This is a genomic window from Alteraurantiacibacter aestuarii (assembly GCF_039523595.1).
In the GTDB taxonomy this organism is placed as follows: Bacteria; Pseudomonadota; Alphaproteobacteria; order Sphingomonadales; family Sphingomonadaceae; genus Alteraurantiacibacter; species Alteraurantiacibacter aestuarii.
This window is the reverse complement of sequence record NZ_BAAAFP010000001.1, coordinates 574,251-601,090: the sequence shown is the minus strand read 5'-3', so window position 1 is coordinate 601,090 and position 26,840 is coordinate 574,251. Positions and strand designations below refer to the sequence as shown.

The window sequence follows — 26,840 nt, the reverse complement described above, 5'->3', positions numbered from 1 at the left end:
GACGAAGATGACCAACAGAAAATCGCTGCTGCTGCGCAGCTGTGCAGGCGCCGCGCTGGCACTGGCGCTGACCGTTGATCCGCGCGCTGCGGCAGCCCAGGCGTTCCAGGCCATCCCGGATTCAGTCAACGGCAATGTGACGTTCGATCGCAACGTTCCGGGGGTGGATACGATCACCGTCGATGATCTGGATGCGGTCATCACCTGGGTCCCCTTCACCGATGGCCAGGGCAATGCGCTGACCTTCCTGCCCAACGGCAATACGGCGATTTTCCAGGGGGTTCCCGGCGCCACCAATTTCGGCGTTATCAACCGCATTCTCCCGGCTCCCAATGCCAATATCACGGTGATTGACGGCGCGGTCATCTCGCAATTGCAGGACATCTCGCTGGCCACCTCACCGGGTGGTTTTGTGGCCTTCTATTCCTCCACCGGCCTGCTCATTGGCAGCAATGCCACTTTCGATGTGGGCGGCCTGCTGCTCACGTCCATCCAGCCGGACTCGCTTGCCTTCCAGCAGTTCGTGACCGGCACGGGTTCGATGAACCTGAATGGTGTGAGCAATGATAGCTCGCTCGTCCAGATCGACCCGGGCGCCACGATCACGGGCACGGCAGAAGGCAGCGTATTTGCAGTCGTGGCACCGCAGATCGTGATGAGCGGCACGGCGGATATCAATGGCTCGGTCGCCTATGTCGCCGCACAGGATGTCACCCTCGGCGTCTCCAACGGCCTGTTCGACATCGTCATTCCCACCGGCACCAATGTTGCCAATGCCATCTACCATGACGGAACCACCACCGGACCTTCCAGTCTGGGACCTGGCGACAACCATGTGATCTATGCTGTGGCCCAGGCCCAGCAGAACCCGATCAACATGTTGTTCCTGGGCAATCTGGGCTTCCTGCCTGCAGCCAGCGCATCGATCCAGAACGGGGAAATCATCCTCAGCGCGAACTATGAGGTTTCCGGCACGCAGGTGCTGAACGATCTGACGACCGCATCCACCAAGAGCGATCAGCAGAGCGATATCTTTGTCCAGAATGCCACCATTACCAGCGATATCTCGGTCCACAGTTCAGACTATGCGGTGATTGCCGCAGGCGGTGGCTTGTCCACCATCACCGGCAATGTGTTCGTCTATGCCCGCAATGACGCCGAAGTGGTCTCCGGCGCCGATTCTGTCTTCAACATAACTGGCGATGTGACCGTTTCTGCCAGCACGATCGGCAATTCGATTCCGTCCGTGTCCGATCCCCTGCTGCTCAATGCCAATGGCGGAGTGGCGCTTGTGGGAGCGGATTCGGCCGGGTCGCTTACGATCACCGGCGATGTCTTCATCAGCGCCAACGCAACGCCGGGTGACGACAGCGCCGCCCTGATATTTGGCGATGCCGTGGCGGGATCGGCCGAGCTATACTCCGACAGTGCCGACGTGCAGATCAACGGTTCGGTCTTCCTTGATGCCAATGCCCTGGGACCACAGCGGCCCGGCAACTTCAATTCCGGCGGCGGCGGCAGCGGCGGCTTGGCTTATATTGACGCGCAGAATTTCGGTACGCTGACGATTACCGGGGACGCCAGCGCCAGCGCCAGCGGCAATGCCGCAACGCTGCTTGGCACAGGTGACAGCAATCCTGTTGGCGATGGCATCGGGGGAACGGTGCAGGTCTTCGTTGGCGGCCTGTCCAACGGATCATCGCTTCAGATTGGCGGCAATGCCACGCTCATCGCCAATGGCGCCGGTGCAGCCAGCGCCAGCCCTGTTGGCGGCAATGGCCTGGGCGGGACCGTGTCCCTGTCCTCGCTGATTGATGGCCCGGGTGTGACGATAACCGGCACCACCTTGATGACTGCCGATGGTTTTGGCGGTGACGCGGTAAATGGCACCGGTGGAATTGGATTTGGCGGTCAGGCCACAGTTGCGGCCAGCAGCCAGGGCAACCTTACACTCAACAATGAGCTGACGATTCAGGCCAATTCCACTGGCGGCACAGGCGTTACCGGCGGAGAAGCCAGAGGCGGCAACAGCGGCATTAACCTGTCCAGCGGCGCGGTGGTCAGCCTCACCGATGTCATCATGGACGCCACAACCACGGGCGGTGACGCCACCAATGGCGTTGCAGGTGACGGCCGATCCGGTCTGGTGAGTGTTATTGCAACCGGTGGATCAAGCCTCACGATCAACAGCAGCCTTTCCGCCAGTACCCTGTCATTCGGCGGCAATGCCACCGGCGGCGACGGTGGCCGCAGCCGCAATGCGACCGAGTTCGAAAATATCCTGATCACTGCCGACAACAGCACGATCGATGCATCGCTGGCAACGGTGGATATTTCCCTTGGCGGGGCAGGCGGCAATACGCAATCATCGGGATTTTCCGGAGGGGATGCCACCGCCGGTGCCAGCCTTGTTGATGCCAGGAATGGCGGCGACATAACCATGAACACCGTGACCACCACCATCGAGGCCTTCGGCGGGTCCGGGCCGTTTGCCCAGGGCAATACTGCATTGGGTGGTAGTGCCCACTTCAGGGCGACCGGCACTGGCTCCACTCTGGATGTGCTCAACGGCTTCCTGGTCACCACTTCAGCCATCGGCGGAGATACCAATGGCGGAACGGGCATTGGCGGCCTTGCCGAAGGTGGCAGCGCAACTGTCGAGGCGGTCAACGCCGGCGCGCTGAACCTGTCTGACACGATACCTTCGCTCATCAGCATCAGCGCGACCGGTGGCGGCTCCAACGTCGATGGCGGCAGTGGCGGCAATGCGGTGGGCGGCGATGTCACCCTCCAGGCCACCAGCGGCGGCACGTTGGGGGCGGGCGTGATTTCGCTCAGCAACCTGACCTCGGGCGGGGACAGCATCAATTCCGGCTTCAACATTACCGGCGGCAATGTGACTGCCGGAACAGGTTCGGTGGTTTTCGCCGGTCCCAGTTCCCTGCTCGATGGCGAGATTTCCCTTTCCGACAGCGCCCTTGGCGGTGAAGGCAGCGGCACAGCTGCCGGGGGCAATGCCACCAGCGGCGCAGTCAGGTTTACTGCCAACGGCGGGACGATCGACCTGCTTGGCACGTCAATCGCCAGATCGCTGGCGGTCGGCGGCGACGGTGACACCGGCGGCACGGCCACAGCCGGACTGGCCGCAGGCCTGGGTCAGAACCTGGGCACTGTGCAAATCCTCGATGGCACCAGCCTGACTTTTGAAAGCACGGCGCTGGGCGGCACCGGCGTAACCCAGGGCGGCAATGCCATCGCTGGCAACGCCGATGTTCAGATTGACAATGCGTCCCTGCTGGGTGGCGATCTCACCATCCTGTCCTCCGCCACTGCCGGTGCCGACACCGGCGGATTTTCAGGCGGCGGATCTGCGGTCGCAGGCGGCGCATCATTGACGGCCAGCAACGCGGCGACTGTCGATCTCATCCATCTGTCCCTGACTTCGAACGCAACCACCGCCCCTGATGGTTCGGCCATTGGCGGCGTTGTGCAGGTGCAGGCGAACGGAATTGGCACTGTGATCGGCAGTGCACTGATCGATTTCGAGACTTCGGCTTTCGGGGGAACGTCCTCCAGCAGCGGAACATTCTTCCTCGATGCGCTGAGCGGCGGCGTGATCAGCGCCGATGATTTTGTCGCCGATGCGCTCACCTCGGTTGGTCTTGGCAGTAGCGGACAATCAGGCCTCAGCGCTCAGAACGGGCAAATCCAGATCCTGAATACCGCCGTGATCAATGCCAACGGGCCATTGCTGTTCCAGACAACGACAGGCGGACTGATCGTGGGCGGGACCAGCCCGTCTTCGCTGTCTGCCTCATTCGATTTCACATCCAGTGGTCTGATCACCATCAGTGGTGACAGCGATGTCACGCCAACATTCGGCTCGCTGAGCCTGAGCTTCACGTCGAATGACATCGACATCCTGCCCAATACGAGTTTTGGCGCGCCAACGCTTTCGTTCACCTCCACCAACACCAGCAGTTCGGCGATCATCGGCGGAACGATTTCTGGCCCCGGTTACACGATCACCCAGGCTGAATCCGAAGCGATTGAAGGGGACAACATCAGCTTCTTCGGTGCGGCCACCACCGGCGGGGACACTTATGATGTCCAGCTGCGCGATCTGACAATCCTCGGATCGCTGGATAGCGGTATCAGCTCTCTCAGCATCTTCAGCGATGGTTCGATGGGCATTGTCGGCGCGCTGCACTACACATCGGCCGACTTTACCGATCAGCTGAACCTTTATGCCCTGGGCGAACTGACGATCGAACTGCCGACCGGCTCCATCACAATGGACAATGGGGCAGTCAGCGGTTTCGCATATACCGGCACCGTCTACATGTTCGGCGAACAGCTGTTTGCTGCCACCGGTGACGTGTTGCCGGGCATCCGGGCAAATCCCGATGATCCGGCTCTTGCCCTTGTACTGGGCGATGATGGCGGTGCCAGCGTGGTAACCAATTACCTGTCCGCCAACACCGTCAGCCTGGAAGCAGACAGCCACATATTGATGCAGAATACCGGCGCTGCCGGCACGCTCGGCGGCATTCTTGTCGGCCCGGGCGGATTGACCATTCGCCAGTTCTCGGATTCAATGGCCACCACGATGCGCACCATCGCCTATGGCATGCAGGACCTGGGCAGTGGCACGCTGGTGACCAATGATGACTTCTTTGCCCTGGTCGATTTCGGCACTGATGTGGTCAATGAGTTCACACCAGGTTCGACCTTCAATGACTGCGATATCGTGAACAACAGCTGCGTTGCACCGCCGCCACCGCCTCCACCTCCGCCCGTGGTAACGCCGCCGCCTCCACCTCCGCCCGTAGTAACGCCGCCGCCTCCACCTCCGCCCGTAGTAACGCCGCCGCCGCCTCCTCCGCCGCCACCACCTCCGCCGCCTCCGCCGCCACCGCCGCCGCCACCGCCACCGCCGCCGCCACCACCGCCGCCGCCGGTGATCGTGGAGCCGCCAGTGGTTCCAGAGGTGCCGGTGATTGAGCCGCAGCTGACCAGTTCGACTTATGTCGAGCTGCCGGATGAGGTGACTACCGCCGCTGCCGCACTGGTGGAGGAAGCCGATACGGAGACAAGTTTCGGGATGGATTTCCCGAAGATGTTCAACCCGCCAGCGGTGTCCGAACAGGGCCTCGTGACCGATGCTGTGACCAGCGGTGGCGACAGTGCCACCAACGCCTGGAAGGGCGACGAAGATGAGGAAGAGCAAGATGAAGATTGAGAGATTTTCGATGCGCAAGCTCGCTCTTCCGCTTGCCTCGGCAATGGGGCTGGCGATCGCCACATGTCCCGCAGCGGCCCAGCAGGGCGGCTCGGTCGGCCTGCGCGATTCAGTGCCGATCGGGTCCAACGGATTGTGTGAAGCCCAGATTCAGTCACCCCGCGCGGGCGAAGGGCTGTTTGACCGGCGCTACCTCATCATCTGCCGTGATGCCGCCGCACCGGTCGGCATGCTGCAGGTCCTTGGCAGCAGCGACATGGATGCCGCCTATGCCAGGGTAACCAGCGCCGATGCGCAGTGCCGCGATGGCGACATCGGTGAGCGGCCGCTGGGGCTTTCCGGCACCCGAGGCTATCTCTGTTCGGCACCCGATACGGGTATCGAGCGGATGGTGATCGTCGGCAGTGCGGGCAATCGCACCTATGCGGCAAGCGGGCTGGCAGTTTATGACGATGCGCTGCGCATTGGCCTGTCCACGCTTGCGACAGACAGGCTGGTGGATGGAACGGTTGACGTTCCCTTGACGCAGGCTGGCGGCTCGCAGGCCTTCGCCCGCGCGCAGGCGGAGGCGATCTCCGCAGAAATCGCCCTGAACGAGGCCTATCGCCGCTCAAACGCCGGCAATTTTGCCGAAGCGGCTGAATTCTTCACCGCATCGGCCAGCGCATTGCAGGGCAATAGTGCGACAGAGGCGCTGCTGAACGCCGCGCTGCAACAATCGAACCTGGGCAATTTCCGCGAAGCCGGGACGCTGTTCCTTCAGGCAGCCCCGCAGGCTGCCAATGACCCGATCCTTGCCCGCCTGGCGCGCAATTTCCAGGCTGTGGACGCGCTCAACCGAGGGCGCGCCGTCGAGGTCATCCAGATCCTCGATACGCCGCTGCCGGAACTGACCGAGAGCCTGGACGCAACGCTGCAATTGCAGATCGACAATGCCTTGTCAGAACGACTTTCTGCCGAACAGGGCAATGCCATTGCGGGTGTCGCCAGCAATCTTTCCCTGCTGGAACGGGCGCAATTGCTGGATGGGCAATCCAGATATCTGCGCGCATCGGCGCTGCGCCAGATGGGCCAGATCGATGCCGCTCAGGCGGCGCTTCTTTCTGCTCAATCGGATATCGTCGCCGTGCGTGACGGGCGGGTTGTATCGATCCTGTGGCTGCGCGCGCAAATCCTGGCGGAGCTGGCCGAGATTGAGGAAAGGCGCGGCAATCTGGCTGGCGCGGAAGACCTGCATCTGCAGGCCGTGAACGTGCTGGAAAGCAATTATCCCGGCTCGCCCGCCCTGCTCAGCGCCCGCGCCCAGCTGGCCGGCCTGCTGGCAAGAACGGGCCGCGAGGACGAGGCGATCAGCGTCTATCGCCAGCTTGTATCCAATGCCGACAGCAAGCCCGCATCGTCGCTGCGCAGCCAGCTGGCGCCCTATTTCGAGATTCTGGGCAAGCGCGCAGGCAATGAACAGGCCGCCGCCGACATGTTCGCGGCCAGCCAGTTGCTGCTGCGGCCGGGCCTGGCCCAGACGCAGGCGGTGCTCGCCAGAGAACTTTCGGCCGGCAGCGATGAGGCATCGCAGCTGTTCCGCCAGGCGCTCAACCTCAACCGCGCAATCGAAGTGATGCGGGGCAATGTGGCGCAGGCCGCGCTGGTGCCTGAAGCCACTCCCGGCGCTGCCGCCGATCTGGCGGCAAAGCGTGAACAGCTGGACCAGCTGCGCCAGCTTCAGCTGGGCGTGCAGCAGCAGCTTGCCGCCTATCCGCGTTACCGCGTTGTCAGCGATGACAGGATGGAACTGGGCGATCTGCAGGACGTGCTGCACGACGGCGAGGCCTATCTCAAGCTCGTGATGCTGGGTGATGATGTCTATGCCATCTATGCCCAGAAGGGCGTTGCCACAGCCTATCCGGTTGCCGCATCGGCTGATGACATTGGCGTGATGGTGGACAGGTTGCGCGATTCGATCGCCATTGAGGAAGCGGGCCAGACCATCACCTATCCCTTCGAAATCGCCACCGCGCGCGATCTGTACAAGGCGATTTTCGGCCCGGTTGATGCCAATCTGGCCAATGTGACCGAGCTGGTTTTCGAGCCCGATGGCGCCATGCTGCGCCTGCCCGCAAACCTGCTGGTGATGGATGATGCCAGCGTGGCTACCTATGCCGCCCGCGTGGAGGACCCCGCTGCCGATCCCTATGATTTCAGGGGCACGGCCTGGCTGGGACGCGCCATGCAGATCACCACGGCGGTTTCGCCTTCATCCTTCCGCGATGTGCGCGGCGCGCGCGCCTCGGATGCGACCGGCGAATATCTCGGCCTGGGGCAGAACCTGCCTCTGGCAGAGGGTCTGACGCAGGCAAGCGGCACGCGCAGCGGCATTGCCGGAGAGCGCTGCACGTGGTCCCCCCTGACATGGGGCAATCCGATCCAGGCGACGGAGCTGCGCACTGCGGGAAGCATATTGCAGGAAGGTGGATCGGGCGTTTCGATCCTGACCGAAGGCGAGTTCACCGACACGCATCTGCGCGCCATGACCGACCTCGACGAATATCGCATCATCCACTTCGCCACGCACGGACTGGTCACCTCGCCAGAGGCGGATTGCCCGCCGCGTCCGGCCCTGCTCACCTCCTTCGGTGACGGGGATTCAGACGGCCTGCTGTCCTTTGCGGAGATATTCGATCTGCGGCTCGATGCCGATCTGGTGATCCTGTCAGCCTGCAACACGGCCAGCGTCGGCGGCCTCACCGCATCGCGTGAAGCAGGCGTTGCCACCGGCGGCGATTTCGCGCTGGACGGACTGGTGCGCGCCTTCGTTGGCGCTGGCGGACGCACGGTGGTGGCCAGCCACTGGCCGGTACCCGATGATTATGGGGCAACGGGCAGGCTGATATCCGGCTTCTTCCACGCCAATTCCGGCGTCTCGACGACAGAGGCCCTACGCCAGTCGCAGCTGAGCCTGATGGACGATGCGGATACCTCGCACCCGTTCTACTGGTCTGCCTTTGCCGTGGTGGGTGACGGGTCCATCCCCGTTCGCCGCTAAGCCCCGACAAGCCTCGCGCCAACAAAAAGGGCGGCTCCTCACGGGGCCGCCCTTTCTGATCCAGGTGTGCTGATTCAGGGTTGTTGAAACCTACCGGCCCCAATCCTCATTGGCGCGCGCGATCAGGTAATTGTGGATCGCATCGGCCTGTTCCTGATCCAGGATATCGTCAAAACGGCCCATGCCCTTGTCGAGGTACAGCCCCTCCAGCACGATCTGGTTGAACTTGCCATGCGTCTCCCGGTCCATGTGCCGCAGGTCTGCCACACCGCCGATGGCGTTCTGTCCGTGGCAGACAGAGCAGGTCTGGGCGAACAGCTCCGCGCCCCGGCGGACAATCTCCTCCGATGCGCGCAAGGCGGGCGGTTCGGGCGGAGCGGAGGCCTGCGCAGGCAGCGGCGGCAGGGCGACATTCCCCCCCAGTTTGAACACCAGCAGGCGGGCAGGTGCGCGCGGCATTTCAATGCCCGCCCCGCGCTCGATCTGGGCAGCGCCGCCGCCCCAGCCGGCATTGACGGCGATATATTGCACGCCGTCCAGCTCATAGGTGATGGAACCTGCCACCGGCGCACTTTGCGTGGGATATTCCCACAGCACCGACCCGTTGCGCGCATCGAAGGCGGCGAAGGTCTGGTTGGTGGTGCCTTCGAACACGACATCGGTCGCGGTCACCATCACCCCGCCATTGCCATGGCGCGGCAGGGGCACCTGCCAGGCGATCCGCTGGTTGACCGGATCATAGGCGGTCAGCCACGCCTTCTCGATCTCATTGGCCTGCGCCATCAGCTCCCCGCGAATGCGCCCGGCCTCTCCGGTATAGCCGCCCCAGCCGGAGTTTGAGCGCATCGGCTGCGGCGTCCAGCCAGGCTGCAACGCATAGACGAAGGCAGACTGATAGGCGGGGAAATAGGCCAGGCCCGTGCGCGGGCTGAAGGCCATGGGGAACCAGTTATGCGCCCCGCCCGGCCCCGGCGCGACCAGCCGCGGATCAACGCCATAGCGCACCTGATCGGTGGTGATCGGGCGGCCGTTGGCATCAAAACCGGCATTCCAGTTCTGATAGACATGCGCGCCTGCACTGATGAATTCCCCCGTCGCCCGGTCGAGCACGTAGAAGAAGCCATTCTTGGGGGCCTGCATCAGCACCTGCCGCTGACGGCCATCGATCTCCAGATCGGCGCTGATGATGGAGGAGGTGCAGGTCCAGTCCCACTCCTCACCCGGGTTCATCTGATAGTGCCAGCGATAGGCACCGGTGGTGGCATCCAGCGCCACGATCGAGCAGACGAAGAGGTTATCGCCCTCATTGTTGGACCGGTAAAAGCGCGCATGCGGGACCGAATTGCCGGTGCCGACATAGACCAGGTTGAGCTCCGGATCGTAAGCGATCGAATCCCACGGATTGGCCCCGCCGCCCAGTGTCTTCCACATGCCTTCCTCGGACCAGGTCTGGCGGACCATCGCCATCACCGGATCGGACGCCTCGCCATCGGGGCCGTTCGCAGGATCGCCGGGGGTGAGGAAGAACTTCCACGCCTTTTCGCCTGTTTCGACATCATAGGCAGACACGAAACCGCGCACGCCCAGATCGCCGCCGGACTGGCCGACAACCACCTTGTCCCCAAACACGCGCGGCGCGCCGGTGATCGAATAGGCAAAGCCGCTGTCCAGCTCGAACGTGCGGGTGGACCACAGTTCCTCGCCGATATCCTTGTCCAGCGCGATCAGCCGCCCGTCCAGCGTGGCGATGATCACCTTGTTGCCCGACATGGCAAGGCCGCGACTGACCGGCTCGCAACAGGCAAGGCGGCCAAATTCGCGCGGCGTGTGCGGATCGTATGTCCACAGCACTTCGCCCGTGCGCGCATCATAGGCGGTGGTGATATTCCACGAGAGCGTGTTGTAGAGCACGCCGTCAGCATAGAGCGGCGTCGCCTCCACCCCGCGATAGGTATCCAGATCGTCATACCAGGCGAGGCCAAGCTGGCCGACATTGGATGCGTTGATCTGCGTCAGTGGGCTATAGCGCTGGGCGGTATAATCGCGCCCGTCGCTGATCCATTCGCCCGGCGCAGGGTTGGCCAGCGGGTCGATGTTGGCAGGTGCCGCCGCCAGATTCGCTGCGGGAGGGGCGCTGGTCGCGGTGCAGCTGGCCAGAGCCATCGCCAGCGCGGGTGCAATCCCTGCCAGCAGGGCTGATTTGCGTGTCGTCTTCATTTCTCTCAATCCTGTGGCGGAAGCGCAATGGGTTGTGTCCCGTCAGCCTGACGGCCCACTGTCAGGCTCTCTATCTGCTCTGCCGTTCCGGGCGGGCGGTGGTATGCGCCAACCGTCGCCACATCGGGCACCATCGCCTCCCCCGTCACCGGGTTGGGGTAGTGGAAGGGGATGATGTAATAGGCGGGATAGGTCAGATAGACCGTGCTGGGCGGCAGGTCCGGCGGCGGATTGAACTTGTCCGGCCAGGTGTTGTTGAGCGCGTTTTCGCCCCACCCCTGCCAGTTTGTGTACATGGTGAAAGGCCCGGTCAGGCGGCTCATGCGCCAGATGCCGTCCTCGCCCTTTTCAAACTCGTCCTCGTACAGCGGCAGGCCCCACCCGCTGCTGGCCATCACGAAGGCGCGGCTGCGGATCCAGCCGGTGGTGCCATCGGGCGAAACATTGACGATCGGCTGAAACTGCATGTGATTGGTCAGCAGGCCGATATTGGCGCCGTCCGGGCCGAACGCGGTCTGCATATATTCCAGCACGCGGTCGCGGCCCACGAAGATGCCCTTGCCGCCGATCTCCAGCGTGGCGTCTTCGGTGAACAGCTGGCTCAGCAGCGTCCACTGGCCCTTGTCGACGAAATAGCCATAGGTGCGCTGCACCCGCTCGATATCGTTCATGTCCTCCAGCCGGGTGATGCGGGCGTCGAGTTCATCGAGCATGGCATCCACGTCCTGCGCGGCGGCGGGAGTGGAGGCGAGAATTGCCAGTGCGGCGGCTGCAAGAAGTGCCTTTTTCATCATCATTCCCTCCCCGCGATATCATCGCGCGGCTGCACCACCTCTATCGGCTCACCGGTCACAGGGTGCGGAAAGCTGAATGGCGGAATGTAGTTGGACGGAAAACTGCGATAGACCTCGCTGGGCGGTTCATCGGGCGGGAACAATGCGCTTGGGCCATCAGCGGGAATGGCCGAGCGGGTCCAGCCGGCATCATAATCGGTCCGGGCGGTGAGGTAGAAGTGCAGCTCGGCAATCTTCCACACGCCGCCTTCCTTCACATAGTCATTCTCGTAAAGGCCCACGCCCCAGATGCCATTGGCGCCGGGCTGCGACAGCATGATCATGCCCTGCCAGCGCGCGGTAGCCGTCTGGCCATCATCGGCCACGTTGATCACCGCCTGCAATTGCATGTGATTGTTGAGATGGCCGGGGGCGAGCCGCTCCGGCCCGAACAGCAGCAGCGCGCGTTCAATCCGCTGGCGGCCGATATAGACGCCGCGCTGGCCATATTCGAAACGGCCATTGCGGGCGAAAAGCTGCGCCACCTCGCTCCACATGCCCTTGTCGAAATAATAGCCATAGCTGGCCTGCAGCACTTCGATGGCCTGCTGGTCCTCCAGCCGCTCCACCCGCTGGCGATAATCGGCCAGCCGCTGCCCGGTCGATTGAGCCTGAGCAGATTGGGCTGCGGCGGATTGGGATGCGGCGGATTGGGATGCGGCGGGAGCTGCGATGGCCAGCGTCAGTGCGCCGGTGATTGCAAGACGGATCATTCGACCGGCCTCCCGGTCACGGGATGGGGTGCCTGGAAGGGCGGGATCTGCACGGCGGGGAAGCCCTGATAATCGGCGCTGGGGCCGCGATCGGGCGGATAGTCCAGCGATGTCTGGCTGCGCACCAGCCCCTCCCCTTCATTCAGTCGTGCCCATCCCCGGGCATAGGGTACCACGAAATTCACATAGAGATGGATACGGCTGATCTTCCACACGCCGCCTTCGCGCACATAGGCGTTTTCATACACGCCATCGCGCCATTCGGCATGTTCGTGATATTGCCCCAGCATCCCCAGATCGCGCCAGCGCGCGGTGGCGCTGCGGGCATCGTCGGCCACGGTGATCGCCGGTTGCAGCGTGACCCATTCGTTGAGCTGGCCGTAGATCAGCCCTTCCTGCCCGCCATGAAGGCGGCGCAGATATTCGCCGATCCGCTCCGGCCCGGCATAGACCCCGTCAATGCCCAGCTCGATCGTGCCGTCATCTGCAAACAGAGCGGCGGCCTCATTCCACAGGCCGCGATCGACGTAATAGGCAAAGGCGCGCTGCAGGTTCTTGATGGCGCGCACGCCTTCCAGCTTCTCGACCCGGCTGGTCAGCGCCTCAACCTCGGCAACGACTTGCGCGTCGGACATTTGCGCCTGCGCGGTGGCGGGCATGGCCGCCATGCTGGCGGCGGCAATAAGGGCGAGCGTTCTCATTCGGCCTCCGGAATTGGGGTGGACTCGATTGTAAAAGGACCAGGGTCCTGCTCCCTGAGCGCGGGATCGAACAGGTAAGTGATCTTGCCGACCGGATACCAGGCGCGCCCGTTCACCGCCGTGGCGGATGACGGATAATCGATCCCCTGCGCGATCACGTCAATCTGTGCAGCGGTGCCATCGATAGTGACCACGGTGACTTTGCCGCCCGGCCCCTCTGTCTGCAGGAAGCGATTGCCGCCCAGCGGGCGCAGGCCGTCCGGCCCTTCCATCGGCTGCGATGTTTCCAGCACGGTGACGGTATCGAACAGGCCGTTGTCTTCGACCCCCACCTGCATCAACGTGTGACGCTGGACCGAATTGACATAGAGCGCGCCGCTTTCCGCAAAGGCGATCCCGTCAATCCCGCCAAATTCAGGATCAGCCGCCCAATAGTCCAGCGCCTCCCCGCCAGCGGCCAGCTTGAATATCCGCCCGCCGATCGTGTCCGTTGCATACAGGTCGCCATTTCCGGCAACCGCCATGTCATTGCACAGCACCGGCCCGGCATCGGCAGGAAAGGGGTGGCTGGCGACAAGCGAGCCATCGGCCAGCGCAAAGGTCTTTACCGCCGACGATCCATCCTCTCCCATCGCGGGATTGGAGCAGACCCACAGCCAGCCGCGGGTATCGTCTGCCAGCACGCCAAATACCGAAAGCAGGCCGTTCTGCGCATCGGGCGCGATCCAGACAGAGCCTGTCGCGCTGCCCGGTTCGATGCGGTAGATCGCCCCGCGATTGCTGCCCGCATAGATGATGCCATCTGCATCGGAGGTTATGCTTTCGGGAAAGAGCCGCTCGCCTTCCAGCGTGATGGTTTCAATCGCAGGCTGGTCGCCGGTCTGCGCATCTTCCTGCGCACAGGCGGCCAGCGCCAGCGCGGTCAGTGCCATGGCGCAGCAATTGCGCCTGTTCCCTCTCACCATTCCATCCCCCAACAAAGCGCCTTCCCTTGCGCTGTGCCTATACCATAGGATGCTGGGGCGTTGCTGCAAGATAACCTTGGCTAGAATTAGAGTAATCTGCGGCTCAGGAGAGAGAAATGAGCGACACAAGCAAGACCGGCCTGTCCCGGCGCGAGATTCTGGCTGCCGGGGCAACCATTCCGCTGGCCCTTTCAGCAGGCAAGGCGATGGCGCAGCAGGCGCAGGGCCAGCCGCTTATCGGCGATCCGCAATTGCCCCTGCCTGCCTCTGAAAGGATGCGCTGGGCGATTGTCGGCCTGGGCACATTTGCCATCGGCCAGGTGATCCCCGGTTTCGGCAACTCCAGCCTCTCACGCATCACCAGCTTCGTTTCCGGCAATGCGGCCAAGGCGCATGATCTGGGTGCGCGCTACGGCGTGTCACGCTTCTACGATTACAGCAATTTCGATGCCATTGCCGACGATCCGGAGATCGACTGCGTCTATATCGTGCTGCCCGTGGGCCTGCATGCCGAGTTTACCATTCGCGCCCTGCGCGCAGGCAAGCACGTCTTGTGCGAAAAGCCGATGGCCTCCACCAGCGCCGAATGCGCAGCGATGATTGCTGCTGCCCAGGCCGCAAACCGCCAGCTGGGAGTGGCCTACCGTGTGCATTTCGAACCCAATAACCGCGATGCGCTGCGCCGGATCGAGGCGGGCGAGCTGGGCGCGATGCGCTATATCTCCGCAGACCACGGCTTTTCCGCCGATCCGAACTGGCCACCGCACAAATGGCGACTGGAAAAGGCGCTGGGCGGCGGCGGTTCGATGTATGACATCGGCATCTACGGCCTCAACACATCGCTGATGATGCTGCCGGGCGATGTCCCGCAATCGGTATCCGCACTCTATTCCACCCCCGCCGGAGATCCCCGCTTTACCGAGGTGGAGGGCGGCATTGATTACCGCGTGCGCATGGCCAGCGGCATCAACATCCAGGGCTCGTCATCCTATTGCTGGAGCCCCTATGTCTCGCGCCAGCGCTATTTCGGGGCAACCGCTTCCATCGCCATGCAGCCGGCCACCACGTACGATGACAACCGCATCACGCTGGAAGGCGGCGGCGGGCCAAGCCGCAGCTTCACATCGGGCGATCCCATGTCGCAGTTTTCTGCGCAGGTGGACGGCTTCTCCGCCGCTGCCCGCGCCAACCGGCCCCATCTCACACCGGGCGAGATGGGACTGCGGGACATGCGCCTGATAGAGGCGATGTATGCCAGCGCCGATCAGGATGGCGCCATCATCGCGGTGTAGGGCCGCGCCCGATCACCCGGGCAGTTGCGCAGGCTCCATCCGCGGCACCAGGGCGTGAATGCAGGCCAGCGCAATCAGATAGGCAAGCCCGGCATAGATCACGATGGGCACGTATGATCCTGTCAGTTCCAGCGTCCAGCCGGTGGCCTGGGCAATCAGTATGCCGCCCACCGCGCCCGCAGCTCCGCCCATTCCCGCAATCGTCGCCACCGCACGGCGCGGATAGAGATCGCTGATCATGGTGAAGATGTTGGAGCTGAACGCCTGATGCGCCGCCGTGCCAAGCCCGATCAGCATTACTGCCACCATCGGGCTGGGCGCACTGGCCACCGTCACCATCGGCACCGCCAGCAATGCGGCGATCAGCAATGTGGTCTTGCGCGCGCGGTTGATGCTCCATCCGCGCCCGACAAGATGCGATGACAGCCAGCCGCCCGCGATCGAGCCGACGTCCGCCAGCAGATAGACGCCGATCAGCGCCGGGCCGATGGTGGCCAGTATACCGCTGTCGCCGGTTGGAAACAGCTCCATGCCCTGCGTCCGGCCAAGGAAATCGGGCAGCCAGAACAGGAACAGGTACCACACCGGATCGGTGAAGAACTTGCCGCAGATGAAGTACCATGCCTGTCGCTGGCGCAAGGCATCCTTCCAGCCCAGCGGTGCCCCGGCAGGGTCCTCACCATCCTGGTTGATCCATTCGCGCTCGCTATCGGTCAGTTCGGCGTGATCGGCAGGCTGGCGGAAGAACCGCAACCACCCCCACAGCACCACAAAGCCGATCAGGCCGGTGACAAGGAAGGCGGAGCGCCAGCCATAAGCACCGGCAATGCCGATGGCGATGATCGGGGTCAGCAGCACGCCGACATTGGCGCCTGCATTCAATATGCCCACGCCCAGCGCGCGTTCACGCCGGGGGAACCATTCGGCCACCGATTTGACCGCCCCTGGATAGGCTGCGCTTTCGGCCACGCCCAGGGCGATGCGGGCAAGGATGAAGGCCAGCACGCTGCGCGCGGCGGCATGGAAACAGGCGGCAAGGCTCCACAGGCCAATGGCGATGGCAACGCCCTTGCGCGTGCCGACCCTGTCCAGCCAGCGACCCACCACCAGCAGGCCGATGCCGTAGCTGGCCTGAAAGGCGGTGACGATATTGCCGTAATCGACCTCGCTCCAGCCCATGTCCGCCTCGATAACGGGCTTGAGCACGCCGATGATCTGGCGGTCGATGTAATTGATGGTGATGACGAAAAACAGCAGCGCGCAAATCGCCCAGCGATATTGGCCGGCCGGCTTTTCCATCTGCGCCGGTGCGCGATCGTCAGCCGGTTTGCCACCCGGTCCAGTGGCTTTAACCTGCGCGCTCATGTCCGGCCTCTGCGACCGGTATTTTCCCCGTGGGACATCTTCGTTCCCCTCCCCCTGATAGCGCTACCATATGGTGCGAGGACCATGCCGACAAGCGCTATTGTGCTGTGCTCAGCGCTCCTCGGCTGCGGCGGCGGCGCGCAGGCGGGCGCGCAATATACGTCCCGCAGGGGTCAGATCGGCATCGCTCCACCCGGCCACGGCTTGCGTCCCGGGGCGCAGCGCGGCGCTGCTTTCATCACGCTCGGTGATGGACCAGTTGAGCCACGAGATGTGGTTCTCCTCCGCCCAGTCCCACCAGGCGTTGCTTGATGCCATGTCGATGGGGCCGTTGCCGGTCGCCTCGACAATGCCGAATTCGGTGATCATCAGCGCCAGCCCCGCCTGCCGCGCCTGCTCCGCACGGGCGCGCAGATCGTCCTTGTGGGTGGCGGCGTAATAATGGAGCGTATAGCCGATATTGCTGCCCTCCAGAGGATCGAGCGCGGCAATATCGACATCCTGGCTCCAGCTGGGAGAGCCGACGATTATCAGGTTGTCGGGATCGATCGCACGGATCGCGGCAATGATCCGCTGGTGATAGGGCTTGATGTCGCGCGACCAGTCCACCCCGTCGCGCAAAGGCTCGTTGAACGGCTCGTAGATGAGGTTGGGCAAGTGGCCATATCGCCGCGCGATCTCGGTCAGGAAGCGCTCTGCCTCTTCGGGATGCTCGCGGTGCGCGTGCCAGTCCACGATCACATAGATGCCGTTGGCGGCGGCGGCTTCGATCACGGTGGAGGCCTTGTCGATCTCGCGCTCGAAATGCTGGAGCGCGCTGTCATCGCCCTCTGCCGCAATGGCGGCGCGAACGGCGCTGACCTTCCAGTCGGACACCAGCCAGTCGACCGTCTCGCGTGTGTAGAACTGCGGCCCCCATTGTGACCAGAACAGGCTCATCCCGCGCAGCGTCACCGGTTCGCCCTGCTCACCCACGATCTGCCCATTGGTGATGGAAAGCGACCCGTGGAGCGCAACCGGAGTAGTCGCGGGAACGCGCGCCAGATCGCTGATCGGCCGGCTGGCGGTTTGCAGGCTCTGCCCGTCACTGCAGCCCCCCACAGCCATTGTAAGTGCCGCCGCTGCGGCGATGAGGCGGAATGCCTTTCTCACCTTTCTCATCTCACTTCTCCTGCTGTGCCCATGTGTGCATGGGCCTGTTCTATTGTCACAATGTCCTGCGCGCTGGGTGACCATGATCCACCGATTATCCCATCCGGCCCGAAGATCGCCCCGATCCGAGAACGCAAATCCGCCTCCACCGCTGCATCCCGCAAGCGATCGGCCAGGGGATCGTCCAGCCAGCGGCCATCGCTGATATGCCACAGCCATGCCGCAATGCCGGTCAGGATGGCGGGGCAGGGTTGCGAGTTTTCACGCAATGTCTCCATCCAGCGCTGGGGGATTTTCTGGCTGCCATCCATGGCGATCTGGGCCAGCCGGTGGTTCAGCGCGGGATCGGAAAACCGCTGCAGCAGCCGCCGAGCATAGGCGGCCAGATCCTGCGCTGGAGCCACCGCAATAGTGGGCGCGGCTTCATCCAGCATCAGACGCTGCACCAGCGCCCGCAAGGCCGGATCGGCCACCGCCTGATGCACAAATTCATGCCCCGCCGCCAGCCCGGCATAGGCCAGCAAGGAATGCGCACCGTTGAGCATGCGCAGCTTGGCGGCCTCAAAGGGCGCGACGTCAGCCACGATCTGCACTCCGCAATCCTCCCAGCGCGGACGCGGACCCGCGAAGGCGTCCTCCACCACCCATTGGCTGAAGCTTTCGGTGAACACCGCTGCCTCGTCGCGCAGGCCGATCCGCCGTTCAAGGCCTGCCAGGTCGGCATCGCGCGTGGCCGGCACGATCCGGTCAACCATCGCATTTGGACAGCTGCATTCAGCCGCAAACCAGCCGAGCAATTCAGGGGCCTGCGCAGTGAGATATTGCGTCATCAGATAGCGCAGCACGGCACCATTGGCGGGCAAATTGTCGCAGCTCAGCAGCGTCAGGCCGGGTAACCCTGCCTCCATCCGCAATTTCATGCCAGTTGCCAGCAGCGGGTAGAAACTCGCGCGCGCAGCCTCCAAATCCAGAGCCACATCTGCCGCGCGGCAATATCCCTTCTCGGTCACCGTAAAGCTGACGATATGGCAGGCGGGCGAGGCGATCCGGGCCGCGATCGCTTGCGCATCGCGGCCTGCCACCAGCACTTCACGCACCGATCCGATCACGCGCGTGCGTACCTCCTGCCCGGACCTTTCGCTCAGCGTGTAGAGCCCGTCTTGCGGACCCATCTGCCGCGCCACATTGTCTGATCGCAGCGATACTCCGCAAATCATCCAGTCGCGCTCCCCCGCCGCCATCGCATCGTCGCAACAGGCGGCCAGATGCGCGCGGGCGAAGGCGCCAAGTCCGAAATGGACGATGCCCACCTGCTGCCCGCCACGATCGAAAGCGGGGCACGCCACATCGGGCGGCAGGCGCTCCAGCGTGGCGGTCGACAGCCTCACAGCCGGTAGGCCTGCCGGGCCAGATTACAGGCGAGGTCCTGCGCCAGCTGTGCCGCCTCGTCCTCTTCCAGCCGGTGTTCGGCCACCAGTTCCGCCAGGAAACCGCAGTCCACCCGACGCGCCAGATCATGCCGCGCCGGGATGGACAGGAAGGCCCGCGTATCGTCGTTGAAGCCCACGGTGTTGTAGAAACCGGCGGTCTCCGTGGTCATGCGGCGGAAGCGGCGCATACCTTCGGGACTATCGTGGAACCACCATGCAGGCCCCAGCCGCAGGCACGGATAATGGCCCGCCAGCGGCGCCAGTTCGCGCGCATAGGCGGTCTCATCCAGCGTGAAGAGAATGAGCGTGAAATCCGCCTCATTGCCGAAGCGGTCGAGCAGCGGTTTCAGGGCGTGGACGTAGTCTGTCGGCATGGGAATATCGGCCCCCACGTCGCGCCCGAATTGTGCGAACAACTGCGCGTTGTGATTGCGGAAGGAGCCGGGGTGCAGCTGCATCACCAGCCCGTCCTCCATGCTCATGCGCGCCATTTCGGTGAGCATTTGCGCACGGAACAGCTCGGCATCCGCGGGCGATGATGCGCCGCCCTTCACCCGGTCGAACAGCGCCTGCGCCTCCGATTGCGGCAGATCGGCGGTGCGCGCGGTGGGGTGGCCGTGATCGGTCGATGTCGCGCCCATTTGCGCAAAGAAGGCCCGGCGCTGGCGATGCGCGGTAAGATAGCCGGTCCAGCTGAGACAATCCTGACCCGTCAGGTCCGACAGCAGAACCAGATTACGTGCAAAACCTTCGAACTCGGGGTCCACCACCGGATCGGGGCGATAGGCGGTGATCACCCGCCCGCCCCAGCCGCTGTCCCGAATGGCGCGGTGATGATCGAGGCTGTCGAGCGGGTTCTCCGTGGTCGCAATCACCTCGATATTAAAGCGTTCGAACAGGGCACGCGGGCGGAAGGCTTCTGTCGCCAGCGCCGCCGTGATCGTATCGAAATAAAGGTCCGCAGTGGCCGCTTCCAGCCGCACGTCCTGAGCGAACACCTCGGCAAACACCCAGTCCAGCCAGATGCGCGAAGGCGTGCCGCGAAACAGGTAATAATGCCGCGCAAAGATACGCCATGCCTCGCGCGGATCCGGGCGCGGGTCCGGGCGCGGGTCCGGGCGCGGGTCCGGGCGCGGATCGGCACCGGAACCACCCAGCCCAAGATCCTCCAGCGCCACGCCTTGCGAATAGAGCATGCGCAGCAGGTAATGGTCGGGTTGCAACAGCAGCTCGGCCGCATTGCCGAATGGCGCATTGCCGGCGAACCATGATGGATCGGTATGGCCATGCGGGCTGATGATCGGCAGGCCCTGCACCTGCGCGTAAAGCATGCGGGCGATGTCGCGGGTTCTGGGGTCGGCAGGGAAAAGCCGGTCCGGATCAAGATGCAGCGCGTTTGGCAGGAGCCTCTCCTCTCGCTTTTTGCCACGTCAGCGTTACATGGGGCATTCAACCAATGGTAGCGCTAACGGAGGGGTTGTCGCGCATGAAGATCACGGCTGCAAGGGTCATCGTCACATGTCCGGGGCGGAATTTCGTCACGCTCAAGGTGGAAACCGATCAGGGCGTCAGCGGAATCGGGGACGCCACGCTCAACGGGCGCGAAAAGGCGGTGGTCGCCTATCTGGAGGATCACGTGATCCCCAGCCTGATCGGCCGCGATCCTTCGCGGATCGAGGACATCTGGCAATTCTTCTATCGCGGAGCCTACTGGCGGCGCGGCCCGGTGACGATGAGCGCGATATCCGCCGTCGATACCGCGTTGTGGGATATCAAGGCCAAGATGGCGGGCATGCCGTTGTATCAATTGCTGGGCGGCAAGAGTCGCGAGCGGGTGATGGTCTATGGCCACGCCAATGGCGCGAGCCTGGAGGAGACCGTGGATGCGGTGGGCCAGTATATCGCCATGGGGTACAAGGCGATCCGCGCGCAAAGCGGCATTCCCGGTATAGAAAAGGCGTATGGCGTAGCGCGCGGCACGCTGCATTATGAGCCTGCCGATGCGGCCCTGCCGACCGAGACCGTGTGGGACACGCCCAAGTATCTGCGCTTTGCGCCCAGACTGTTCGAGAAGCTGCGCGATACCTATGGCGATGAGCCTGAGCTGCTGCACGATGTGCACCACCGGCTGACCCCCAATGAAGCGGCGCAGCTGGGCAAGGCGCTGGAGCCGCACCGGCTGTTCTGGATGGAAGACCCGACCCCGGCGGAGAACCAGCAGGCCTTCCGCCTGATCCGCGAGAGGACCACCACTCCGCTGGCCGTGGGGGAGATCTTCGACTCCATCTGGGACTGCAAGGATCTGATCGAGAACCAGCTGATCGACTATATCCGCACTACCGTTCTGCGCGCGGGCGGCATCACCCATCTGCGGCGCATCGCCGATCTGGCCAGCCTGTATCAGGTGCGCACCGGCAGCCACGGCGCCACCGACCTGTCACCTGTGACCATGGGCGCGGCGGTGCATTTCGATACGTGGGTGCCCAACTTCGGTATTCAGGAATATATGCGCCATTCGGAGGAAACCGACGCGGTCTTCCCCCATGACTACCGCTTTGCCGATGGGCATATGCATTGCGGAGAAACGCCCGGACACGGTGTGACGATAGACGAGGAGCTGGCGGCCAAATATCCCTATCGGCCTGCCAGCCTGCCTGTCGCGCGGCTGGAAGACGGGACCATGTGGAGCTGGTAAATCAGGGCACCGCATGGCCCGAATAGAGCAGGCCGCCATTGCCCTCCCGCTCGAACACCGGGCCCGGCACGCTGCCGTCATGCACGATCACGGCGATCTCCCGCCATTGTTCCATGCCGGGGAAACTGCCCTGTCGCTCGCCGATGGCCAGCAGCTTGGCGCGATCATGCCAGCGCATCGGAATGCGGGAAAACTCGCCGCGCACATAGCCCATGTCCTCGCCCTGATCCTCATACAGTGAGAACGCGCCATCGGCGCCGGCGAAGACATGCACCGTCAGTTCACCCTGCGGATTCTCGCCGGTATATTGCACGTCGGGGCCAAGCGGCACGATGGAGCCTGCGCGCACGAACAGCGGCATTCTTTCGCGCGGGGCATCCGCGGTTACGGTCTGCCCGCCGGTATAGCGCGCGCCGGTATTCGTATCATACCAGTCGGTTCCGGCGGGCAGGTAGACTTCGCGGTTGCGCGCGCCGAACCGGGTGACGGGCGCGGCCAGCAATGACGGGCCGAACATGTATTCGTCATCGATGTCCCACACCTGCCGGTCCGCTTCGAAATCCATCACCAGCGGGCGGATGATCGTGCCATCGGCAAAATGCGTGCCCGCCGCCAGCGTGTAGATGTAGGGCATCAGGCGGTAGCGCAGGCGGTGGTAGTGGGTCAGGCCCTCCATCATCGCTGCATCCTGCGCCGCGATGATCGGCGTTTCGCGCTGCGGGAATTCACCGTGACTGCGGAAGAGCGGGCTGAACGCGCCAAACTGGAACCAGCGCAGATACAGCTCGCGCCATTCGGGCAGGTGCGCGGGGTCCTGATTTGAAAAACGGTTTTCGACCGCGAAGCCGCCGATATCATGCGTCCAGTTGGGCACGCCCGCGACCGACAGGTTCAGCCCGGCGCTGATCTGGTCGCGCAAGTCGTCCCAGCGCGCCGCCACATCGCCCGACCACAGCGCCGCGCTGGCCCGCTGGATGCCGCCAAACCCGCTGCGGGTGAGGATGACAGGCCGCCGGTCCGGTTGTGCCGCCCGCAACCCTTCGGCCACGCCCTGCGCATGGAGCAGCGGATAGGAATTGAAGATCGCCGCGCCCGGCACACCGGTGGCGGGCGATGTCATCTGGTATTTGCGCTGCTGCACCGAGAGGTTGGAATGCCAGTCCGGCTCGGTCGCATCCATCCACCACGCATCAAAGCCCAGCGGCAGCAGCCTGTCCGCCATCTGCCGGAAATAAATCTCCCGCGCCTGCGCCGCATAGGGATCGTAGAACGTGTTGGCATAGCCTGGCCCGACCCAGTCGAGCTGCCCTGCGTCCAATGGTCGTTGGTACAGATATCCGCCCGCTGCCAGTTCCTGTGCATTGGCGGTGCCGGGATAGAACTTGGGCCACACAGACAGCATGATCCGTGCGTCCATATTGTGCACCGCAGCCACCATTGCAGCAGGATCGGGGAAGCGCGCGGGGTCGAAACCATGACTGCCCCATTGATCCTCCGGCCAATAGAACCAGTCCTGCACGATGGTATCGATGGGAATGCGCGCATCGCGATATTGCCGCAGCACATCCACCAGCTGATCCTGCGTTTCATAGCGCTGGCGCGATTGCCAGAAGCCAAAGGCCCAGCGCGGCATCATTGGCGCATTGCCAGTCAGGCGGCGGTATCCGGCGATGGCGTCATCCATGCTCGGCGCAGGAACCACGTAGTAATCGATCGCCCTGCCCGCCTCGCTGGCAAAGCTGACCGAATGGCGGTCCGCATCGGGCAAAGGGTCAGCGTGTTCAAGCGCGATATAGCCCTGGTCCGGCTCCCACTCCACGCGCAGCTCGGTCGCCATGCCCGCTTCCAGATCCAGCTCGAAATTATGGAACCAGGGGTTCCAGTTCTGCCGCCAGCGGGACAGCACTTCCACGTCATTGGCGAACAGCTTCACATAGCCCGAGGAATAGAGGCGGAACTTGTGCGTGCCGGATGTGCGCGGGCGATACTGGCCGCGCCAGACGACCTGCTGCAACTGGGCCGAATGTCCCGCCGGATTCTGCCCGGTGGTGGCTGCCACCACTGCCGAGCGCGCCTCCTGCGGCCAGCGCTGCTGGTCCTCGATATACTGGTAATCGATGGTCCGCTCGGGCCTGGCGAGAACGTGCCTGCCCCCGACGAAATAGCTCGCCCGCCAATCCAGATCGAGCTGCTCATATTCTTGCGGATCGCCCACTCGGGTGATCGAATTATTGTCCCACAAGATGCCATAGCCGCGGGTGGAAACCAGATACGGAATGGCAATTGCCATGTTGTGCTGGGCGAGTTCCACGTCCTCGCCATTGTAATTCATCTGCCGGTTCTGGTGCTGGCCAAGCCCGTACAGCCCCTCGTCACTGCCGCGGTTGAACTGCGCGCGCGTGGCCAGCCATTGCTGGCCTTCGATCTGAACCCGCTGCAAGGTTCGTGCAGGCGCGTACTCGTCTAGCAGCAGCGTTCCGGCGGCGTCATAGACCGTCAGCCGCCCGTCGGAGCGGCCAATCACCGCATGGCCCATATGGGTGGTGAGGCTGGCGATGGCCTGATCCTGATAGAACACCGGCTCGCCATCGGCATCGTGGATGACCATCAGGCTTGGCGCCACCTGCGCCAGATCGTTCGCCACCGTCACACGGAAGGTTCCGTCGGCATAAGCGAGCACGCGCACATGCTCGCCCGCGTCGGTGGTCACCACCATGCCGTGCGGCACCTGCTCAACCTCGCCTGCCAGCGCGGGTCCGGCCAGCAGTGCCAGCAGCGCAGCGGCGACCGGAGCGCGGCCAATCAATGGACAGTGACCGGTGTGGGAATTGCCGCAGGCGTGATGGTGCCTTGCGCACGCCCGACAATCTCGATCCGGGTGCGGGCGCGGATATCGTCCGACGCACTGCCCACCATCAGCTCTATCGTGCCGGGTTCAACCACCCAGCCGCCAGAGAGGCCCCACAGCGCGAATTGCGCCGCCGACAGGGTGAAGGATACATCGCGGGTCTGCCCCGGCTGCAAGGTCACCCGGTCAAATCCGCGCAATTGCATGACTGGCCGCGACACGCTGGCCACCGGATCGCGCATGTATAATTGCACCACCTCGTCGCCAGCCACTGCGCCGCTATTGGTAACAGGAATGGTCAGCGTCACCGTGCCGCCATCCGCTGGCATGTCGGCGCGGTCCAGCGCGATCTCGCCATAGGCAAAGGTGGAGTAGGACAGTCCATGCCCGAAGGCGTAGAGCGGAGTGATCGGCAGGTCCATATAGCGCGCGGTATCCTTTGCCGGATCGGGGTCCGCGGGCCGTCCGCTGGGCAGTTGATCATAGGTGAAGGGCACCTGCCCCGTCGCGCGTGGAAAGCTGGCGGGCAGCCTGCCGCCGGGGTTGGCATCGCCAAACAGCGTGCGGGTGATAGCCGGGCCTGCCTCCACCCCCAGCAACCACGTCGCAAGCACGGCGTCGGCCGCTTCATCCACTTCGGGAATGGCCAGCGGACGCCCGCCCATCAGCACCACCACCAGCGGCTTTCCGGTGGCCTTGAGGGCTTCGAGCAATTCGCGCTGGCGGCCAGGCAGTTCGATGGAGGAGCGGCTGCGCGCCTCGCCCGACCAGTCATAATCTTCACCGATCGCCAGCACGATCACGTCCGCGCCTCGCGCAGCCGCAACTGCCGCCGCGATTCCGTTGCCGTCCTCACTGCTGTCAGCGTCACTGCTGCCATCGTTACTGATGCCATCGTTACTGCGACTGTCCACGCCGGGGGCATGGATCACGTCCGGATGCGCTGCTTCGAGCGCAGCGCGCAGGGTCACCACATCTTCCGCGCGGCCCTGCGCGCGCCATGATCCAAGCTGTGAAAGCGCATCATCGGCCAGCGCGCCGATCAGGGCGATCCGCCCGGCATTGCGCGCCAGCGGCAGGACATCGCCGTCATTCTTGAGCAGCACGATGGACCGCTCGGCAATGTCGCGCGCCGCTGCGCGGTGTTCGCCCGACAGCAGCACCTCCGCCTCCCGCGCCGCATCGTGATAGGCATAGGGATGATCGAACAGGCCCAGTCGCTGCTTCACCTGAAGGATGCGCAATACCGCTTCATCCAGCAGCGGCAGCAGCGATGGATCAGCTTCGATCGCACCGCGAAGGTCATCGGCATAGATGTCCGCCACCATGTCCATATCCACGCCAGCACGCAGGGCCAGCGCCGCCGCATCGGCGCGCGATCCGGCGATGCCATGCGCCATCAGTTCCTCTACCGCGCGCCAGTCTGACAGCAGCAGGCCGTCCCAGCCCCATTCATCGCGCAATATGCCGCGCAGCAGCGCTTCATTGGCGGTGGTGGGCACGCCGCCAATGGCATTGAATGCAGTCATGTAGCTGGCCGTGCCTTCCTGCGCAGCGGCCTGAAACGGGGCGAGATAGGTTTCGCGCAGCGCCCGCTCGGAGATTTCCGCCCCGGCATAATCGCGCCCGCCCTCGGCCGCGCCATAGGCCCCAAAATGCTTGGTGCCGGCCATGATCGTATCGGCGGCGGCAAGCTCATCACCCTGGAAGCCGCGCACCTGTGCCGCAGCCATACGACTGCCGAGGTAGGCATCCTCGCCCGCGCCTTCGACAATCCGCCCCCAGCGCGGATCGCGGGCAATGTCCACCATGGGCGCAAAGGTCCAGTGCAGACCCGATGCGCTGGCTTCGCGCGCGGCAATGCGGGCGTGGAGCTGGGCCGCCGCCGGGTCCCAGCTGGCCGCCATCGCCAGCGGAACAGGAAAGATCGTGCGATAGCCATGCACCACATCCATGGAGAACAGCAGCGGAATGCCCAGCCGGCTTTCCTCCACCGCCACGCGCTGCAACTCGCGCAGCTCAGCCGCACCCGCGACATGGAGGTAGGAGCCCACTTCCCCGCGGCGCACCCGCTCCAGCTCTTCCGGCCCGAGACGGGAGTTGAGCGCCTTGGAGCGCCCGCCCATGCGCTGTACCAGCTGGCCGATCTTTTCCTCCAGCGTCATGCGCAAAAGCAGCGATTCGGGATTGGCCGCCGCCCCCTCCTGCATTGGCATGGAGCCTGCCTGCGCGGCGGCGGACCTGTCTGCCACCACGATCAGTCCAATCGCCGCGAACAGCGGCAGCAGACACAGGGCGGCCCTGCGCATAAGCGGTGCGATAGTCATGTCCCCTCTCCCGTCCCGGC

15 protein-coding genes are annotated in these 26,840 nt (G+C 63.9%); 4 read left to right on the top strand and 11 right to left on the bottom strand.

Features of this window, described 5'->3' with window-relative positions:
- Nucleotides 1-7 precede the first annotated feature (7 nt).
- Both ABDZ98_RS02880 and ABDZ98_RS02875 read left to right on the top strand, forming a co-directional pair.
- The gene (locus tag ABDZ98_RS02880; RefSeq protein ID WP_343805600.1) at nucleotides 8-5,242 is read left to right on the top strand and encodes a beta strand repeat-containing protein; all 5,235 of its coding nucleotides are present in this window, start codon (nucleotides 8-10) and stop codon (nucleotides 5,240-5,242) included.
- The gene (locus ABDZ98_RS02875) at nucleotides 5,232-8,282 is read left to right on the top strand and encodes a CHAT domain-containing protein (protein WP_160590294.1); all 3,051 of its coding nucleotides are present in this window, start codon (nucleotides 5,232-5,234) and stop codon (nucleotides 8,280-8,282) included. The genes ABDZ98_RS02880 and ABDZ98_RS02875 overlap by 11 nt, the downstream gene beginning before the upstream one ends.
- 90 nt (nucleotides 8,283-8,372) lie before the next feature.
- Here the strand turns inward: ABDZ98_RS02875 and ABDZ98_RS02870 are convergent, their stop codons facing one another.
- The 5 genes from ABDZ98_RS02870 to ABDZ98_RS02850 are packed head-to-tail and all read right to left on the bottom strand — an operon-like array spanning nucleotide 8,373 to nucleotide 13,678.
- Nucleotides 8,373-10,499, bottom strand: a complete 2,127-nt coding sequence (locus ABDZ98_RS02870) for a PQQ-dependent dehydrogenase, methanol/ethanol family (RefSeq protein ID WP_237437410.1) — start codon at nucleotides 10,497-10,499, stop codon at nucleotides 8,373-8,375.
- Nucleotides 10,500-10,504: 5 nt separating this feature from the next.
- Nucleotides 10,505-11,290 carry a nuclear transport factor 2 family protein gene (locus ABDZ98_RS02865; RefSeq protein ID WP_160590296.1) on the bottom strand — a complete coding sequence of 262 codons (786 nt, stop codon included), beginning with the start codon at nucleotides 11,288-11,290 and terminating at the stop codon, nucleotides 10,505-10,507.
- 2 nt (nucleotides 11,291-11,292) lie between these two features.
- Complete coding sequence (locus ABDZ98_RS02860; protein WP_160590298.1) at nucleotides 11,293-12,045, bottom strand: nuclear transport factor 2 family protein; 753 nt, start codon at nucleotides 12,043-12,045, stop codon at nucleotides 11,293-11,295.
- Entirely contained in the window at nucleotides 12,042-12,746 is a 705-nt protein-coding gene (locus ABDZ98_RS02855) for a nuclear transport factor 2 family protein (RefSeq protein WP_160590300.1), read from the bottom strand. The genes ABDZ98_RS02860 and ABDZ98_RS02855 overlap by 4 nt, the downstream gene beginning before the upstream one ends.
- Complete coding sequence (locus ABDZ98_RS02850) at nucleotides 12,743-13,678, bottom strand: SMP-30/gluconolactonase/LRE family protein (protein ID WP_160590302.1); 936 nt, start codon at nucleotides 13,676-13,678, stop codon at nucleotides 12,743-12,745. The genes ABDZ98_RS02855 and ABDZ98_RS02850 overlap by 4 nt, the downstream gene beginning before the upstream one ends.
- Nucleotides 13,679-13,827: 149 nt before the next feature.
- On the opposite strand from ABDZ98_RS02850, the gene ABDZ98_RS02845 reads away from it, so the two are divergent.
- Nucleotides 13,828-15,003 carry a Gfo/Idh/MocA family protein gene (locus tag ABDZ98_RS02845; protein WP_160590304.1) on the top strand — a complete coding sequence of 392 codons (1,176 nt, stop codon included), beginning with the start codon at nucleotides 13,828-13,830 and terminating at the stop codon, nucleotides 15,001-15,003.
- Nucleotides 15,004-15,015: 12 nt separating this feature from the next.
- On the opposite strand, the gene ABDZ98_RS02840 is transcribed toward ABDZ98_RS02845, so the two are convergent.
- The 4 genes from ABDZ98_RS02840 to uxaC form a co-directional block, all read right to left on the bottom strand.
- Complete coding sequence (locus ABDZ98_RS02840; RefSeq protein ID WP_202385958.1) at nucleotides 15,016-16,368, bottom strand: MFS transporter; 1,353 nt, start codon at nucleotides 16,366-16,368, stop codon at nucleotides 15,016-15,018.
- A 111-nt stretch (nucleotides 16,369-16,479) separates the two neighbouring features.
- Complete coding sequence (locus ABDZ98_RS02835; RefSeq protein ID WP_160590306.1) at nucleotides 16,480-17,529, bottom strand: glycoside hydrolase family 5 protein; 1,050 nt, start codon at nucleotides 17,527-17,529, stop codon at nucleotides 16,480-16,482.
- On the bottom strand, nucleotides 17,526-18,908 hold the full coding sequence (locus ABDZ98_RS02830; protein WP_337190163.1) for a mannitol dehydrogenase family protein: 1,383 nt from the start codon (nucleotides 18,906-18,908) through the stop codon (nucleotides 17,526-17,528). The genes ABDZ98_RS02835 and ABDZ98_RS02830 overlap by 4 nt, the downstream gene beginning before the upstream one ends.
- Nucleotides 18,905-20,353 (bottom strand): glucuronate isomerase, encoded by a 1,449-nt coding sequence (gene uxaC, locus ABDZ98_RS02825; RefSeq protein WP_160591041.1) that lies wholly within the window; start codon nucleotides 20,351-20,353, stop codon nucleotides 18,905-18,907. The genes ABDZ98_RS02830 and uxaC overlap by 4 nt, the downstream gene beginning before the upstream one ends.
- 83 nt (nucleotides 20,354-20,436) lie before the next feature.
- Between uxaC and manD the strand changes: the two genes are divergently transcribed.
- Nucleotides 20,437-21,645: a D-mannonate dehydratase ManD gene (manD, locus tag ABDZ98_RS02820; protein ID WP_160591043.1), complete on the top strand. Its 1,209-nt coding sequence runs from the start codon at nucleotides 20,437-20,439 to the stop codon at nucleotides 21,643-21,645.
- Nucleotide 21,646: 1 nt separating this feature from the next.
- Here the strand turns inward: manD and ABDZ98_RS02815 are convergent, their stop codons facing one another.
- Together ABDZ98_RS02815 and bglX are read right to left on the bottom strand one after the other, a co-directional pair.
- Nucleotides 21,647-24,451: a glycoside hydrolase family 31 protein gene (locus ABDZ98_RS02815; protein WP_160590308.1), complete on the bottom strand. Its 2,805-nt coding sequence runs from the start codon at nucleotides 24,449-24,451 to the stop codon at nucleotides 21,647-21,649.
- Entirely contained in the window at nucleotides 24,448-26,820 is a 2,373-nt protein-coding gene (gene bglX / locus ABDZ98_RS02810) for a beta-glucosidase BglX (RefSeq protein ID WP_237437411.1), read from the bottom strand. The genes ABDZ98_RS02815 and bglX overlap by 4 nt, the downstream gene beginning before the upstream one ends.
- Between the last annotated feature and the right edge of the window lie 20 nt (nucleotides 26,821-26,840).

Coding starts and splice junctions, on each gene's coding strand:
- ABDZ98_RS02865 (WP_160590296.1), bottom strand. CDS start 11,290: ATGAAAAAGGCACTTCTTGCAGCCGCCGCACTGGCAATTCTCGCCTCC.
- ABDZ98_RS02870 (WP_237437410.1), bottom strand. CDS start 10,499: ATGAAGACGACACGCAAATCAGCCCTGCTGGCAGGGATTGCACCCGCG.
- manD (WP_160591043.1), top strand. CDS start 20,437: ATGAAGATCACGGCTGCAAGGGTCATCGTCACATGTCCGGGGCGGAAT.
- ABDZ98_RS02880 (WP_343805600.1), top strand. CDS start 8: ATGACCAACAGAAAATCGCTGCTGCTGCGCAGCTGTGCAGGCGCCGCG.
- bglX (WP_237437411.1), bottom strand. CDS start 26,820: ATGACTATCGCACCGCTTATGCGCAGGGCCGCCCTGTGTCTGCTGCCG.
- ABDZ98_RS02840 (WP_202385958.1), bottom strand. CDS start 16,368: ATGAGCGCGCAGGTTAAAGCCACTGGACCGGGTGGCAAACCGGCTGAC.
- ABDZ98_RS02835 (WP_160590306.1), bottom strand. CDS start 17,529: ATGAGAAAGGTGAGAAAGGCATTCCGCCTCATCGCCGCAGCGGCGGCA.
- ABDZ98_RS02845 (WP_160590304.1), top strand. CDS start 13,828: ATGAGCGACACAAGCAAGACCGGCCTGTCCCGGCGCGAGATTCTGGCT.
- ABDZ98_RS02860 (WP_160590298.1), bottom strand. CDS start 12,045: ATGATCCGTCTTGCAATCACCGGCGCACTGACGCTGGCCATCGCAGCT.
- ABDZ98_RS02850 (WP_160590302.1), bottom strand. CDS start 13,678: ATGGCACTGACCGCGCTGGCGCTGGCCGCCTGTGCGCAGGAAGATGCG.
- ABDZ98_RS02875 (WP_160590294.1), top strand. CDS start 5,232: ATGAAGATTGAGAGATTTTCGATGCGCAAGCTCGCTCTTCCGCTTGCC.
- ABDZ98_RS02855 (WP_160590300.1), bottom strand. CDS start 12,746: ATGAGAACGCTCGCCCTTATTGCCGCCGCCAGCATGGCGGCCATGCCC.